This window comes from Collinsella sp. AF08-23 (assembly GCF_003479805.1).
Classification (GTDB): Bacteria; Actinomycetota; Coriobacteriia; order Coriobacteriales; family Coriobacteriaceae; genus Collinsella.
Genome location: NZ_QUHV01000007.1, coordinates 104,668 through 118,960 on the forward strand (window position 1 = coordinate 104,668; position 14,293 = coordinate 118,960).

13 protein-coding genes and 2 tRNA genes are annotated in these 14,293 nt (G+C 60.0%); all 15 read left to right on the forward strand.

Annotated features, from left to right (window positions below):
- Positions 1-22: 22 nt before the first annotated feature.
- Complete coding sequence (trmFO, locus tag DWV48_RS05475) at positions 23-1,357, forward strand: methylenetetrahydrofolate--tRNA-(uracil(54)-C(5))-methyltransferase (FADH(2)-oxidizing) TrmFO (RefSeq protein WP_118653819.1); 1,335 nt, start codon at positions 23-25, stop codon at positions 1,355-1,357.
- A gap of 47 nt (positions 1,358-1,404) precedes the next feature.
- Positions 1,405-2,322 carry a tyrosine recombinase XerC gene (locus DWV48_RS05480; protein WP_255413660.1) on the forward strand — a complete coding sequence of 306 codons (918 nt, stop codon included), beginning with the start codon at positions 1,405-1,407 and terminating at the stop codon, positions 2,320-2,322.
- 189 nt (positions 2,323-2,511) lie between these two features.
- Entirely contained in the window at positions 2,512-3,258 is a 747-nt protein-coding gene (gene rpsB, locus DWV48_RS05485) for a 30S ribosomal protein S2 (RefSeq protein ID WP_118653821.1), read from the forward strand.
- Between the two features lie 45 nt (positions 3,259-3,303).
- The gene (tsf, locus tag DWV48_RS05490) at positions 3,304-4,173 is read left to right on the forward strand and encodes a translation elongation factor Ts (RefSeq protein WP_118653822.1); all 870 of its coding nucleotides are present in this window, start codon (positions 3,304-3,306) and stop codon (positions 4,171-4,173) included.
- Between the two features lie 132 nt (positions 4,174-4,305).
- Entirely contained in the window at positions 4,306-5,028 is a 723-nt protein-coding gene (pyrH, locus tag DWV48_RS05495; RefSeq protein WP_118653823.1) for a UMP kinase, read from the forward strand.
- A gap of 3 nt (positions 5,029-5,031) precedes the next feature.
- A complete protein-coding gene (frr, locus tag DWV48_RS05500) occupies positions 5,032-5,565 on the forward strand; it encodes a ribosome recycling factor (protein WP_118653824.1) in 534 nt (177 codons plus the stop codon).
- Positions 5,566-5,568: 3 nt separating this feature from the next.
- Complete coding sequence (locus DWV48_RS05505) at positions 5,569-6,354, forward strand: isoprenyl transferase (protein WP_118653825.1); 786 nt, start codon at positions 5,569-5,571, stop codon at positions 6,352-6,354.
- A 28-nt stretch (positions 6,355-6,382) separates the two neighbouring features.
- Positions 6,383-7,243 (forward strand): phosphatidate cytidylyltransferase, encoded by an 861-nt coding sequence (locus DWV48_RS05510; protein ID WP_317440031.1) that lies wholly within the window; start codon positions 6,383-6,385, stop codon positions 7,241-7,243.
- Positions 7,243-8,421 carry a 1-deoxy-D-xylulose-5-phosphate reductoisomerase gene (gene dxr / locus DWV48_RS05515; protein ID WP_118653826.1) on the forward strand — a complete coding sequence of 393 codons (1,179 nt, stop codon included), beginning with the start codon at positions 7,243-7,245 and terminating at the stop codon, positions 8,419-8,421. The genes DWV48_RS05510 and dxr overlap by 1 nt, the downstream gene beginning before the upstream one ends.
- A 16-nt stretch (positions 8,422-8,437) precedes the next feature.
- Positions 8,438-9,886: an RIP metalloprotease gene (locus DWV48_RS05520; RefSeq protein ID WP_118653827.1), complete on the forward strand. Its 1,449-nt coding sequence runs from the start codon at positions 8,438-8,440 to the stop codon at positions 9,884-9,886.
- Positions 9,887-9,910: 24 nt separating this feature from the next.
- Positions 9,911-10,972 carry a flavodoxin-dependent (E)-4-hydroxy-3-methylbut-2-enyl-diphosphate synthase gene (gene ispG, locus DWV48_RS05525; RefSeq protein WP_118653828.1) on the forward strand — a complete coding sequence of 354 codons (1,062 nt, stop codon included), beginning with the start codon at positions 9,911-9,913 and terminating at the stop codon, positions 10,970-10,972.
- Positions 10,973-11,333: 361 nt separating this feature from the next.
- Complete coding sequence (locus tag DWV48_RS05530) at positions 11,334-13,043, forward strand: proline--tRNA ligase (RefSeq protein WP_118653829.1); 1,710 nt, start codon at positions 11,334-11,336, stop codon at positions 13,041-13,043.
- Positions 13,044-13,123: 80 nt separating this feature from the next.
- Complete coding sequence (locus DWV48_RS05535) at positions 13,124-13,576, forward strand: GNAT family N-acetyltransferase (RefSeq protein WP_118653830.1); 453 nt, start codon at positions 13,124-13,126, stop codon at positions 13,574-13,576.
- A gap of 51 nt (positions 13,577-13,627) precedes the next feature.
- Positions 13,628-13,703, forward strand: a tRNA-Ala gene (locus DWV48_RS05540).
- 24 nt (positions 13,704-13,727) lie between these two features.
- Positions 13,728-13,800 (forward strand) — tRNA-Ala (locus tag DWV48_RS05545).
- Positions 13,801-14,293 lie beyond the last annotated feature (493 nt).

Below are 14,293 nucleotides of genomic sequence, written 5' to 3' on the forward strand. Positions count from 1 at the left end.
CGCTAACGCAAAGGAGCCCTATATGACATACGAGCGCGTGACGGTGGTGGGTGGTGGCCTTGCCGGCTGCGAGTGCGCATGCCAACTCGCTGACCGTGACATTCCCGTGGTATTGCATGAGATGCGCCCCTGCGTCTCCTCTCCGGCACATCGCACGGACGGCCTGGCTGAGCTTGTGTGCTCCAATTCGCTTAAGTCGACGCGTATCGACTCGGCAGCCGGCCTTCTTAAAGAGGAACTCCGTCGCATGGGGTCGGTGCTGTTGTCGTGCGCGGAACGCGCTTCCGTTCCCGCGGGTGGTGCCCTCGCTGTCGACCGTGATTTGTTTTCCGCCCTCGTCGCTCAGGAGATCGATTCGCGTCCCCTTATTCATGTGGTGCGCGGCGAGGTCACTGAGATTCCCGAAGGACCCTGTGTGATTGCGGCGGGTCCGCTGTGCTCGCCAGCCCTCTCTGATCGCGTTCTTAATTTAGTCGGTGGTGATGCCCTTTCGTTTTTCGATGCAGCGGCGCCGATCGTCGACGCCAGCACGATCGACAGGTCCATCGTGTTCTCGCAATCCCGCTACGATGATCAGGCGGACGGGGATTACCTGAACGCCCCATTCACCAAGGATGAATACAATACGTTCATCGACGAGTTGGTAGGGGCGGAGCGCGTGGTGCTCAAGGATTTTGAGCGACGCGATCTTTTCCAAGCATGCCAGCCCGCCGAGGAAGTTGCCCGTACCGGCCACGACGCGATCAGGTACGGAGCCATGAAGCCCGTGGGGCTGACCGATCCCCGTACGGGTCGAAGGCCTTGGGCAGCCGTGCAGCTCCGGGCGGAAAACGCTGCATGCACGGCATACAATCTCGTCGGATTTCAGACCAACCTTACATTTGGCGAGCAGAAACGCGTTTTCCGCATGATTCCCGGCTTGGAGAACGCCGAGTTTTTCAGGTACGGCGTCATGCATCGGAATACGTTCGTCGACGCCCCCCACGTCCTCGACGTCACCTTTGCGGTTCCTGGAACTCAGGTGCGTCTTGCTGGTCAGATAACCGGTACGGAAGGGTACACCGAGGCGATTGCGTCCGGTCTTCTCGCCGCTTTGAATACGTTTGCCGACATGGCGGCGCTGCCGTCCGTCTCTTTGCCGCGCACCGGTGCCTTTGGCTCGCTGGTGGCATATGCCACCAATCCGGAGACTGTCGATTATCAACCCATGCATGTCAACTTTGGCGTCGTGCCTCCCTTGGAGGACGGCAAGAGACGCAGCAAGCGCGATCGCTACGCCGCGTATTCCGCCCGTGCCTTGTCGGACCTCGAAGCGTTCCTCGTTTCCCGCGGTGATTTGTTTTCCGCACGAGGGTAGGTTTCGGTTCGCTGGAGTCCATTTTGGTTGCGGATGGGGGAGTGAGTGTGAGCGCGTCCGAGTGCGATTTGCTGGCGTACGTCGATGATTACATAGCTCATATCGCTCGGTATGAGGGTGCGTCGCCCGAGACGGTGCGTGCATACACCCAACACCTCGAAGCGTATGTGCGCTGGTGTGCGCGCAGTGGGGTGAACGGATTGTCGCCGAATCCACGAGACCTACGCTTGTACCTATCGGACTTTGCCTCTGCGGGCTACGCCCCTCGCACCACGTCCGCCCACCTATCCGCTCTTCGGTCCTTCTTCACATGGCTTGTCGAGGAGGGCATCGTTACGTCAGAGGTGGTTTCTGCGCTTTCGAGCCCCAAGCTCGACAAGCCACTTCCCCATACGCTTACCTTGGAGCAGCTCGAGCGTCTCATGAAGGCGCCTGACCCCGCAACGCCTCGAGGGCTGCGTGATGCCGCCATGTTGGAGCTCTTCATCGCCACGGGGGCGCGTATCTCGGAGCTCGCATCGCTTGAGGTGTCCTCCATCGACCTTGCGGCGATGTCCGTTCGCTTGTTCGGCAAGGGCTCTAAGGAGCGTATCGTGCCCCTGTACGATCGGGCGTGCCTTGCTTGCGCTCATTATCTTGATAACGGTAGAGGCGAGTTGCTCAGGGGTCATCCGCAGGCAAATACCGTCACTCGTTTTTTCATATCAAATCGCGGAAAACCCATGGATGCCGCAGCACTCAGGTATCGCTTCAACGCGCTCAAGACCGCTTCTGGTGTGCCCGATGACATTACGCCCCATGCCATTCGTCATACATTCGCCACTGAGCTCTTACGCGGTGGTGCCGACCTTCGCAGCGTGCAAGAGCTTCTCGGGCATGTGAGTCTCTCGACGACTCAAATCTACACGCATTTGACGCCCGACCGACTCAAAACCGCCGTGCACAGCGCGCACCCCCGTGCATAGTCCACGCGATTACTTTGTGAAGCCTTGGCAATGAGTGCTCCACCTGCTATTATTCATCAAGTTGCGAATTTGCAACGTTCCATCACACACGCACGGCTACGCGCCGGCCGCGGTGCCCGAGCTTTGGTAGCTCATGCTCGGGTGGTCGACGCGGACGACACCGTGCGAAAGACAAACCGGGAGGTAAACATGGCTACCAAGATCAACATCCGCACCCTGCTCGAGGCTGGCTGCCACTTTGGCCACCAGACCCGTCGTTGGAACCCCAAGATGAAGCCGTTCATCTTCGGCGAGCGCAACAACATCTACATCCTCGACCTCAAGCAGACCATCGTCGAGGCCGATAAGGCGTACACCTTCCTCAAGGAGACCGCGGCCAAGGGTGGTAAGGTCCTCTTCGTCGGCACCAAGAAGCAGGCCCAGGAGGCCGTGAAGTCCGCTGCCGAGCGCGCCAACATGCCTTACATCAACCAGCGTTGGCTCGGCGGTATGCTCACCAACTTCGTGACCATCCGTTCCCGCATGAACCGCCTCGAGGAGCTCGAGGGCATGGTCGCCGATGGCTCCATGGCTCTGCGTGGCAAGAAGGAGCAGGCCGTCCTGGGCAAGGAGCTCGCCAAGCTGCAGGCCAACCTTGGTGGCGCCCGTGAGCTCAAGAGCACCCCTGCCGCGCTCTTCGTCATCGACACCAAGCGCGAGGAGAACGCCATTAAGGAGGCCAAGCGTCTTGGCATCCCCGTGGTCGCCCTCATCGACACCAACTCCGATCCCGACGTCGTCGATTACGGCATCCCCTGCAACGATGACGCCATCTCCGCGATCCAGCTCATGAGCGAGCTCTTCGCCGACGCCTGCCTCGCCGGTTCCGGCAAGGAGCAGATCTCCGAGGCCGAGATGGCCGCCGAGGCTCCTGCTACCGAGGCTGTCGCCGAGTAGCACCCACCTCATCTCATTCGTCAATTCCCTTTGAAAGGAATGAACATGGCTCAGATCACCGCCGCTATGGTCAAGCAGCTCCGCGAGATGACCGACTCCCCGATGATGGAGTGCAAGAAGGCTCTCGTCGAGGCTGACGGCGATATGGACGCCGCCGTCGACGTCCTCCGCAAGAACGGTCTCGCCGCCGCCGCCAAGAAGGCTGGTCGCGACACCAACGAGGGCGCTGTCGCTGCGTATATTTCCGAGGACGGCACCATGGGTGCCCTCGCCGAGGTCGCCTGCGAGACTGACTTCGTTGCCTCCAACCCCAAGTTCACCGGTTTTGCCGCCGAGGTCGCCAAGGTCGTTTGCGACAACGAGCCTGCCGATGTCGAGGCTCTGCTCGCCTGCGATATGAACGGTGAGACCGTCGAGGCTGCCCTCACCGAGATGATTCACGTCATCGGTGAGAACATGAAGATCTCCCGTACCGCCGTGCGCAAGCCCGCTGCCGGTGGCGTTGCCTCCTACATCCACATGGGTGGCAAGATCGGCGTTCTCGTCGAGTTCTCCTTCGAGAAGCCCGAGACCGCTTCTGCTGAGGCCTTTAAGACCTTCGCCCATGATGTTGCCATGCAGGTCGCTGCCACTGCACCGATCGCCGCTGTGCGCGAGGACGTCGCTCAGGATGTCATCGATCACGAGGTTGAGATTTACAAGGCTCAGGCTGCCGAGTCCGGCAAGCCCGAGGCCATCCAGGAGAAGATGGCCATTGGTCGTCTTGAGAAGTTCTTCAAGGGTATCGTCTTGAATGAGCAGGAGTTCATCAAGGACTCCAGCATGACCATCAAGGCCTACGCCGAGAAGGTCTCCAAGGAGCTTGGCGACACCGTCAAGGTCGTTGCTTTCGATCGTCTGGTCTGCGGCGAGTAAATTGACGCTTTAACGTGAAGGCAGGTCGTGGGGTAACGCTCACGGCCTGCTTTTTCATGGGTCGAGTTCATTTGCTGCGAGTATCGTCCATCCCTGCTAAAATGGGAGAAATTGCGTTATAAGGAGGATTCCTTGTCCGAGTACCAATACAAGCGCGTCCTGTTGAAGATTTCCGGTGAGGCGCTTATGGGTAACGCCGATTACGGTATCGACCCCAATGTGGTGGAGCGCATGGCCGTTCAGGTCAAGCAGCTTCACGACGAGGGGATCGAGGTCGCGGTCGTTGTCGGAGGCGGCAACATCTTCCGCGGTGTCGCCGGCTCTGCCAAGGGTATGGAGCGCGCCCAGGCCGATTACATGGGCATGCTTGCCACGGTTATGAATGCTCTCGCCCTGCAGGATGCCATCGAGCGGATCGATTGCCCCTGCCGCGTTATGAGTGGTATCCAGATGAACGAGGTTTGCGAGCCGTATATCCGTCGCCGCGCTATGCGAAGCCTTGAGAAGGGCGATGTCGTCATCTTCGCCGCCGGATCCGGCAACCCGTATTTCACCACCGACACCGCCGCTGCGCTGCGTGCCTGCGAGATCGGCGCCGATTGCTTGCTCAAGGCCACCAAGGTCGACGGCGTCTACGACATGGATCCGGTTAAGAACGAGGATGCCGTTCGTTTTGACAGCATCAGCTATCATGAGGTCTTGGTCCGTGGTCTCCAGGTCATGGATTCGACCGCGACCGCGCTGTGCCAGGACAACCACATGCCGATCATCGTTCTCAACATCGACGGGGACGACAATATCAAGCGTGCACTTGCCGGTGAGCCGGTGGGCACCGTCGTTATGGAAGAGGAGTAGGGAATGTCTGATATCCGCGAAAGCATGGATAAGGCCCTTGAGAGCTTGAAGCACAATTTCTCCAAGGTCCGCACCGGTCGTGCCAACGCCAACATCCTGTCTGACATCACCGTCGATTACTACGGCGTCGCGACACCTATCACGCAGGTGGCGGCCGTCAAGGTGCCTGAAGCTCATATGCTCGTCATCGAGCCTTGGGACAAAGCCCTGGTGAATGCCATCGTCAAGGCGGTAACCGCTTCGGATTTGGGTATCACGCCCAATTCCGACGGCATTGTGGTTCGTCTCCCGTTCCCCGCGCCTACCGAGGAGCGCCGTCGCGAACTCGTCAAGGAATGCCGCGAGCTCGCCGAGCACGCAAAGATCGCCATCCGTAATGCACGCCGCGATGCGAACAACAAGCTCGAGCGTGACGAGGAACTCACCGAGGACGAGGTTCGCCGCGAGCAGGCCAAAGTCCAGAAGGCCACCGATGAGTTCGTCGCCAAGGTGGATGAGATGCTCAAGGCCAAAGAAGCAGAGGTCATGGAGATCTAGCTGATGCATTACGACGTCGATAAGTTCAACGAGTACTTCGCGAACCATCCCGACGACATTTCCATTGATGACATCGACATGGCGCGCATTCCGCGCCATGTTTCTTGCATCATGGATGGCAACGGTAGATGGGCGACGAGTCGAGGTCTCGGGCGCGGAGAGGGCCATAAGGCCGGAATCGTCGCGTTGCAGGAGGTTATCACCGCATGTGTGCGCATGGGCGTCGACGTACTTTCGGCGTATGCGTTCTCCACTGAGAATTGGAATCGCCCTCAGGCCGAGGTCAATCTTCTCATGCACCTGTTCGCAAAGACCTTCGTTGATGAGCTTCCGCTCCTCAAGCGCGAAAACGTCCGTGTTGAGTTTCTCGGGGACATTTCCGCGCTTCCCAAGAAGACGCGCGATGTCTTTGAGTATGGGCTTGCGGAGACTCGTAACCACACGGGGATGACCCTCGCACTGGCCGTCAACTACGGTGCCCGTGCGGAGCTTGCCCGTGCCACGCGCCTCATCGCCGAGGATGTCCGCGCCGGCGTGCTCGATCCCTCGGACATCACCGAGGAGACCGTCGCTTCCCGTCTGTACACGGCCGACATGCCCGACCCCGAGCTGGTCATTCGCACATCCGGTGAGATGCGCGTCTCCAATTATCTGCTTTGGCAGATCGCATATTCAGAGTTCTATATCACGGACACCTATTGGCCCGATTTCGATCGTTGGGGGCTCGTGCGCGCGATCGCATCCTTCCAAGGTCGCGATCGCCGCTTTGGGGGTCTGACGAGTGCCTAGCGCCTCGTCCCGTGAAGGAGTTTTTACATTGGCTTCCAATACCAACAGCGCCGCATCAGAGCCGAGCGCATCGAAGGACGGTCGTTTGCATTCGTTTATCGTACGCGCCGGTGCAGGAATCGTGTACGCCGTCGTCTTCATTGGCTCGCTCATCTTGGGCGTCCTTCCCACGGCGGTTTTCACGTCGGTCATGTCATGGCTTTGCTGCTACGAGTTCTATCGCATGGCTCGCATCGACGGTAAGGTTCCTAATGAGTTCATTGGACTGTCGGCGGCCGTTCTGTTTCCCTTGTCCGCCCTCGTCGACCCTGTTTGGCTGACGGTCATCAACTTCCTACTCGTGCTCTCGCTCGGTCTGTGGTATGTCCAGAACCCGCGCACCCGCATCGCGGACGTTGCCGTTACGGTCTTTGGCCCTATCTATACCGGATACATGCTTTCCGCCATCGTGTTGCTGCGCGAAGCGGTTCCCGGCTGGGAGGGCGCGCTGCTCTCGGTCGGCGTCTGCGCATCGCTCTGGCTCTCCGATTCGTTTGCCTATATGGTCGGCAGCCGCTTTGGCAAGCATAAGATGGCCCCAAAGATCTCACCCAAGAAGAGTTGGGAAGGCTTTTTCGGCGGTCTTGCGGGCTCAATCGTCGTGTGGCTCATCCTGTGGTCCACCGATCTGTACGATCTGGATATCTGGTTTGCCATCATGTGCGGAATCGTCGTTTCGATCATGGGCGTTTTCGGCGACCTCATCGAAAGCCGCATTAAGCGCGGCGCGGGAGTCAAGGATTCCGGCAATCTCATTCCCGGCCATGGTGGTATGCTCGATCGCTCTGATTCGCTTATCATCGGCGTCATTACCGCCTATCTGATGCTTCATTTGGGAGGTGTCCTGTAATGACGTCAATTCAGGGGGAGGGCCGTCGCACCCGTGTTGCGATCCTCGGTTGCACTGGGTCGATTGGAACCCAGGCGCTTGATGTGTGCCGTCAGCACGCCGACAAGCTCCAGGTTGTCGCTCTTTCCGCGCATAGCCGTACGTCAGACCTCGTTCGGTATGCGCGTGAGTTCAAAGTCTCCTACGTCGGCGTGACCGACGAGTCCCATACCGATGACCCAGTGCTTCAGGAGCTTCCCCAGGGCTGCGAGCTGGTGAGCGGTCCGCACGCGGCTGTTGAGCTTGCGCGTATGGATGCCTGCGATGTCGTCCTCGTCGCGATTGTCGGGGCCGCCGGTCTCGAGGCGAGTCATGCCGTCCTTTCGGGCGATAGACGGTTGGCTCTCGCCAACAAGGAATCCCTGGTTGTTGGTGGAGACCTGCTCATGCCGCTTGCCGCGCCTGGGCAGCTCCTTCCGGTTGATTCCGAGCATGGGGCGATCTTCCAATGTCTGACGGGGGAGGACCCTCGTGAGGCGCATTGTATCTGGCTTACATGCTCAGGCGGCCCGTTCTTTGGCCGGACCGCGAAGGAGCTCGAGTGCGTCACGCGCCACGACGCACTGGCCCACCCCACGTGGAATATGGGTGCCAAGATCACCATCGATTCCGCAACGCTTATGAACAAAGGGCTCGAACGCATCGAGGCCATGCATCTGTTTGGTATGGGACTCGACCGGATCAACGTCCTCATCCAACGCGAATCAAAGATTCACTCCATGGTGGAGTTCGTTGATGGTTCGGTGATCGCTCACCTGGGCGCCTCCGATATGCGTATTCCCATTCAGTATGCATTCTCGTATCCTGAGCGTTGGGATACGCCTGCTCCGCGTGTTGATTTTCGTAAGCTCGGAAAGCTTTCGTTCGATGCGCCCGATATGGAGGCATTCCGCTGCCTCAAGCTTGCCGAAATCGCCGGTGAGTTGCGGGGTACGATGCCTTGTGTCTTGAACGCCGCCAATGAGGTCGCCGTCGACGCCTTCCTCCATGACCGTCTCGGTTTCAACGGCATTGCCGCCGTTGTCCAAACGTGCATGGACGCTCACGATCGTTGCGATGTGGTTTCGCTTGAACAGCTTCGCGATGTCGATGCATGGGCGCGGGAACGCGCGGAGCGTGCGATTTGCTTAATGGCATAACGTAGATTTGGATTCCATGGATACGTTGTTTGGTATTATCGGCCCCATCTTTTGGGGCCTTCTTCTCTTGTCTGCACTCGTGTTCGTCCACGAAGGCGGTCATTTTCTCGCGGCGCGCGCCTGCGGGGTCCGCGTCCTTGAGTTCTTCTTGGGCATGCCTTGCCGCTTCAATGTCCATCATGTCTCCAAGCGAATCGGCACCAAGTTCGGCGTCACGCCTCTCCTCCTTGGAGGATATGCCGAGATCTGCGGCATGGATCCCACCGAGGTCGACTGCGCGCCCCAGGTGCTCGCCGCTATTCACCGCCATGGAACGGTGCGCGTTGACTTGCTCGCTCAAGAGCTCGATCTTAAGGTGAGCGACGTCGAAGAGGCGTGTTCTTTGCTCTACGGATGGGGTTCCATCGTCCCGTCTGACGAGGCGTCCGATCATGATGCCGACGACGAGGTCTCCTCTCGCGATTTTCCCCTCGCCTTTGCCGCTGCGGCTCGCGATGCGCAGGGCAATACGATCTACGACGGTCGTTCGTTTGACCGCAGCTCCGCAACCAAGGTGGGCGAACCTTGGGATCCCCCTATGGACGACCGCGCGTTCTTTGAGCTCGAGCGTTCTCACACGTATGTGGGGAAGGGCTTTTGGAAGCGCGCGTTCATGCTCGTCGCGGGCATTGCAGTGAATATCCTCACGGGTTTCCTGCTCGTGATCGCCGTGTACTCGGTGCTGGGGGTTTTGATGCCCATCGATGCCAATGTACTTGGCGAGATCGTCGCCGATTCGCCTGCCGAGGCTGCCGGCCTCAAGCAGGGCGATTGCGTCATCGCCGTGAACGGTGAGCGCGTCGATTCCTGGCTTGAACTGCTCGATGCCTTTGACGCGGCTGACCATGAGGGCGAGGTCGAGCTCGATCTGTGGCGCCCCAATAACGTTGACATGGCGTTCGACCACTTGCCCATCGACGACTCCTTCGATTCCGGGTCATGGGCACACGAGAACGGGACCTTCCTCACGGTAGGCGTGTCCTTCGACGATGACGGTTTGCTCGGAATCAGCGCCCCCACCCAGGTTGTCCGCCTCAACCCGCTGCAGTCCTGCCAGATCGCTATCGATAACATCGTCGCGACCGCCCAATCCGTTGGCAGCCTGCTTAACCCCCGCCACACCATGGAGGTGCTCGACAACTCAACCTCCGTCGTGGGAATTTCCGTGATGTCGGCTCAGGCGGCTGCTGAGGGCCCCGCAACGTTCCTCAACCTCGCGGCGCTTATCTCGTTCTCGCTAGGCTTCATGAATCTACTGCCCATCCCGCCGCTCGACGGCGGCAAGCTCGTGATCGAGGCTATCCAAGCAGTTACACGCCGCAAAGTGCCAATCAAGGTTCAGACCGCCATCTCCATGGTTGGCATCGGTCTGTTTGGACTGTTGTTCATCTATATGCTGGGTTCCGACATCGTCCGCTTCTTCTAGCGGACATCACGAAAGGGGAGTGCCATGCAGGGGCTTGCTCGAGAGCGCACACGCCAGGTGATGGTGGGTTCCGTGCCTATTGGCGGTGGCGCCCCCGTTGTCGTGCAGTCCATGACGTGCACGCCCACCATCGATGCCGATGCGACCCTGGCTCAGGTGCGCGCGCTCGTGGACGCCGGGTGCGACCTTGTGCGCGTCACGGTCCCTTCTGCCGATGCGCTCGAGTCCTTCGGGCGGATCTGCGCCGAGTCTCCCGTGCCGATCGTCGCCGACATTCACTTTGACTATCGACTCGCTATCGGGGCTGTCCGCTCCGGCGCTGCCAAACTGCGCATCAACCCCGGAAACATCGGTGATTGGGACCGCGTGGACGCCGTAATCGATGCCGCGGGTGAGGCGGGAGCCGCGATCCGCATCGGTGTCAACGCCGGATCGCTTGATCGTCGCATTGCCGAGCGCGAGGACCTCACGCAGCCCGAAAAGCTCGTTGCGTCTTCGCTTGAGTTCGTCGAGCACTTCGAGAAGCGTGGGTTCGAGAACATCGTCCTATCTGCCAAGGCCCACAGCGTGCCCACCACGATTGAGACGTACCGTGCCCTCTCGCGCGAACTGCCCCAGGTGCCGCTGCATCTTGGTGTCACGGAGGCGGGCACGGTGCAGCAGGGCACCATCAAGAGCGCGGTCGGCCTCGGCGTGTTGCTGGCCGAAGGCATTGGCGACACCATGCGCGTGTCTTTGACCGCCGATCCCGTCGAAGAGCCGCCGGTATGCTGGGGTATCCTTTCGGCCCTCGGTCTGCGGCGGCGTGGCCCCGAGCTCGTGAGCTGCCCGACGTGCGGACGCACGCAGGTCGACCTGATCGGTCTTGCCGAGGAAGTGGGGGAGCGGCTCAAGTCCTGCACGAAGCCCATTTCCGTCGCCGTCATGGGGTGTGTGGTGAACGGCCCGGGCGAGGCGAGCGATGCCGATGTGGGTGTTGCCTGCGGACGCGGTGTGGGCATGGTGTTCCGCCGCGGTGAGATCATCCGCAAGGTGCCCGAGGCCCAAATCGTCGACGCCCTCATGGAGGAGATCGAGAAACTCTAACGTATCCTACCGCTCCGCCCCTTGCGTATATCATCCCGTGCTCAAACAGCGCTGCGCGAACTGCGCGCGGGACGATATACGCAAGGGGCGGAGCTTGTCAATGTAGTAGATTTGGCTCCGTGAGTCAGACCGTATTGTTGATTGCGTGATCTTTACGTTCGCCCCTCCGGCGCGGGCCCATCACGTCCGCCGCGAGTTCCGCACGAGCCGGAGGGCCCACTGGGCCCTCCGTGCGAGCAGGACTGTTCGAGCGCCGGATGTGATGGGCCCGCGCCGGAGGGGCGTGTAGATTCGTTACCTGCTATCATGTTCAAGTTGCATTTGTTTACTCAAGGAGGTCGTCGTGTCTAAGACTCGCGCCATGAAGATGTCTCATCTGTATGCCCCCACGCTCAAGGAGGACCCGGCAGAGGCTGAACTCGCCAGTCATCGCCTGATGCTGCGTGCCGGCATGATCCGCAAGCAGGCCGCGGGCCTCTACAGCTATCTGCCGCTCGCGTGGCGCTCGCTGCGCAAGATCGAGGACATCGTCCGCGACGAGATGGACGCCGCGGGTGCCCAGGAACTGCTCATGCCCATCATGGTCGATGCCCAGGTGTGGCACGAGTCCGGCCGCTACAACGCGTACGGCCCCGAGCTCATGCGCATCTCCGACCGTCATGACCGCGAGTTCGTGCTCGGTCCCACGCATGAGGAGACCGTCACCGACCTCATCAAGAACGAGCTCAAGAGCTATAAGCAGTTGCCGGTGAACCTGTACCAGATCCAGGACAAGTTCCGCGACGAGATGCGCCCGCGCTTTGGCCTCATGCGCGGCCGCGAGTTCATCATGAAGGACGGCTACTCCTTCAACGCTACGCAGGAGTCCCTGCAGGAGACCTACGACGCCATGAAGCAGGCGTACGCGAACATCTGCGAGCGCTGTGGCCTCAAGGCCCTGCCCGTGGTGGCCGATTCCGGTCAGATCGGTGGCGATACCTCCGTCGAGTTCATGGCACTCGCCGACGCGGGCGAGGCTGCGCTCGTGTACTGCGATGATTGCGGCTATGCCGCCGACGATGAGGCCGCTTCCACCACGGTTGCGGTGACTGAGGGCCCCGGCGACGGCACGCTGCAGAAGGTCCACACGCCCGGCATGGGCACGATCGCCGCGGTGGCCGAGTTCTTCGGCTTCCCCGAGAACGGCACGCGTAAGGCGCTCGCCCTTATCGATGCGGACGGGCACCCGGTTGTGGCCATCGTCCCCGGCGACCACGAGCTCAACGACTGCAAGGCCGAACATGTCTTTGGCGAGGGTTACCGCATGATGACCGACGAGGAGCTTGAGGGCTATGGCCTGCACAAGGGCTTCATCGGGCCGGTGAATCTGCCCGAGGGCATCCGCCTCGTGTGCGATGTCACCCTGCGTGATTCCAAGCAGTGGGCCTGCGGTGCCAACGAGGTCGATTACCACTTCACCGGTGCCTGCCCGGGTCGCGATTTCGAGGCGGACGCATGGGAGGACCTCATCACGGTCGTCGCCGGCGACCCCTGCCCTCACTGCGGCGCGCCCCTCTCCGGCGCGCGCGGCATCGAGGTGTCTCAGGTCTTCCAGCTCGGCACCAAGTATTCCGAGGCCATGGGAGCGACGTTCGCCGACGAGGATGGCGTTGAGAAGCCATTCCTGATGGGTTGCTACGGCGTGGGCGTGTCCCGCACCCTTGCCGCCTCCGTCGAGCAGCACCACGACGAGCACGGTATCATCTGGCCCGTCCCTATTGCCCCGTACGAGGTTTCCATCATGCCGCTCGACCCCACGATTCCGGAGTGCGCCGAGGTCTGCGATCGCTTGACCACGGAGCTCTGTGCTGCTGGCATCGAGGTCATTGTGGACGACCGCGACATTCGTCCGGGCGTCAAGTTCGCCGACAACGACCTCATGGGCTTCCCGTACCAGATCGTCCTGGGCAAGCGCGGCCTCAAGAACGGGACGGTCGAGCTCAAGGACCGCGCCACCGGCGAGCGTGAGGACGTCGCCATCGACGAGGTCGCCGGCAAAGTTTCTGAACTCGTGATCTCTCAGCGCCGCTAGTACTGCTTCGAGATCGTATCAAACACGCGTGGGGTGTGAGGCTGAGTTCCTCGCGCCCCATTTTCTTGTAAGGGGAGGCCGTGCAAATCGAGGTTGTAGAGAGTCGCGACTTAACGCTGATTTCGGATTTATGCGTCGTGTGGAACAGCTCCGTGCGCGCAACACATGACTTTCTAACGGGCGAGGACATATTGCAGATTGAGCGGTATGTTCCGACTGCGCTCAAAGGTGTTCCCGACCTCGTCGTCGCCCGTGGTTCGCTGGGTGAGCCGATCGGGTTCATGGGGGTGAACGACTGCACGCTCGAGATGCTGTTCGTTTCAGATTCCTCCAGGGGAGTGGGAGTCGGCAAGCGTCTTCTTGAATATGGAATCGAAAGGTTGGGTGTGCGCAAGCTGACGGTCAATGAGCAAAACCCGCTTGCTCGTGGATTCTACGAACATATGGGCTTTGAGGTCTACGACCGCTCGGATGTAGACGAGCAGGGCATGCCGTTCCCTCTACTGTATATGAGGCTCAGAAAAAAGTTCTGATTTGTGCTTGCACATCCTCGATGGTTCCCGTATAGTACTTCTTCGTTGCAAGGGGGCGTAGCTCAGCTGGGAGAGCGCTTGACTGGCAGTCAAGAGGTCAGGGGTTCGATCCCCCTCGTCTCCACCACTTGCATCTTTCTTCTCTGTTCATGGGGGCGTAGCTCAGCTGGGAGAGCGCTTGACTGGCAGTCAAGAGGTCAGGGGTTCGATCCCCCTCGTCTCCACCCATGAGATTTAAGGCCGGGGTTTTCATCTCCGGTCTTTTTCATAGCTAGGGTTGATAATGCGTTTCAAAGCAAAAGGGTCGCCTCTGGCGATAGTTTTGAAGGTATTAAGCCGCTTTCCAGGGTCTCTGGCAATCGTTTCCTGGGTTTTTGTTCACCGTCGCATGTTGGGGCCGCCGCAGGGGAGTCCAAACCATCCAAAACTATCGCCCGTAGCGAACCTTTGCACTTAGGATATCCAAATCACCGAAAACGGGCCAAAACTAAACGGTCCCGCTTCTTATCAAATCTAAGCCTCCCGTCGCAGTGCGCTCCGCATCCATGCTCGGTCGCGGCCGCGAAGCATCAAGAGTCCGCATACCTATTGCGCAGCCCTCTATTCCCGCATACAAACGACGCCATCTTATTGGCCGCCGATTCTGTGGTTCTCGCGCATTCTTCTCGCTGCGTATTGAGGGGGGTGTTCCTATAGTTTTGTCAACTGGGAAATGCT

What these genes read in the sequence shown, in the direction of transcription:
- rpsB (WP_118653821.1), top strand. Translation starts at nt 2,512, where the DNA reads ATGGCTACCAAGATCAACATCCGCACCCTGCTCGAGGCTGGCTGCCAC.
- dxr (WP_118653826.1), top strand. Translation starts at nt 7,243, where the DNA reads ATGACGTCAATTCAGGGGGAGGGCCGTCGCACCCGTGTTGCGATCCTC.
- trmFO (WP_118653819.1), top strand. Translation starts at nt 23, where the DNA reads ATGACATACGAGCGCGTGACGGTGGTGGGTGGTGGCCTTGCCGGCTGC.
- DWV48_RS05520 (WP_118653827.1), top strand. Translation starts at nt 8,438, where the DNA reads ATGGATACGTTGTTTGGTATTATCGGCCCCATCTTTTGGGGCCTTCTT.
- DWV48_RS05530 (WP_118653829.1), top strand. Translation starts at nt 11,334, where the DNA reads ATGAAGATGTCTCATCTGTATGCCCCCACGCTCAAGGAGGACCCGGCA.
- tsf (WP_118653822.1), top strand. Translation starts at nt 3,304, where the DNA reads ATGGCTCAGATCACCGCCGCTATGGTCAAGCAGCTCCGCGAGATGACC.
- DWV48_RS05505 (WP_118653825.1), top strand. Translation starts at nt 5,569, where the DNA reads ATGCATTACGACGTCGATAAGTTCAACGAGTACTTCGCGAACCATCCC.
- frr (WP_118653824.1), top strand. Translation starts at nt 5,032, where the DNA reads ATGTCTGATATCCGCGAAAGCATGGATAAGGCCCTTGAGAGCTTGAAG.
- ispG (WP_118653828.1), top strand. Translation starts at nt 9,911, where the DNA reads ATGCAGGGGCTTGCTCGAGAGCGCACACGCCAGGTGATGGTGGGTTCC.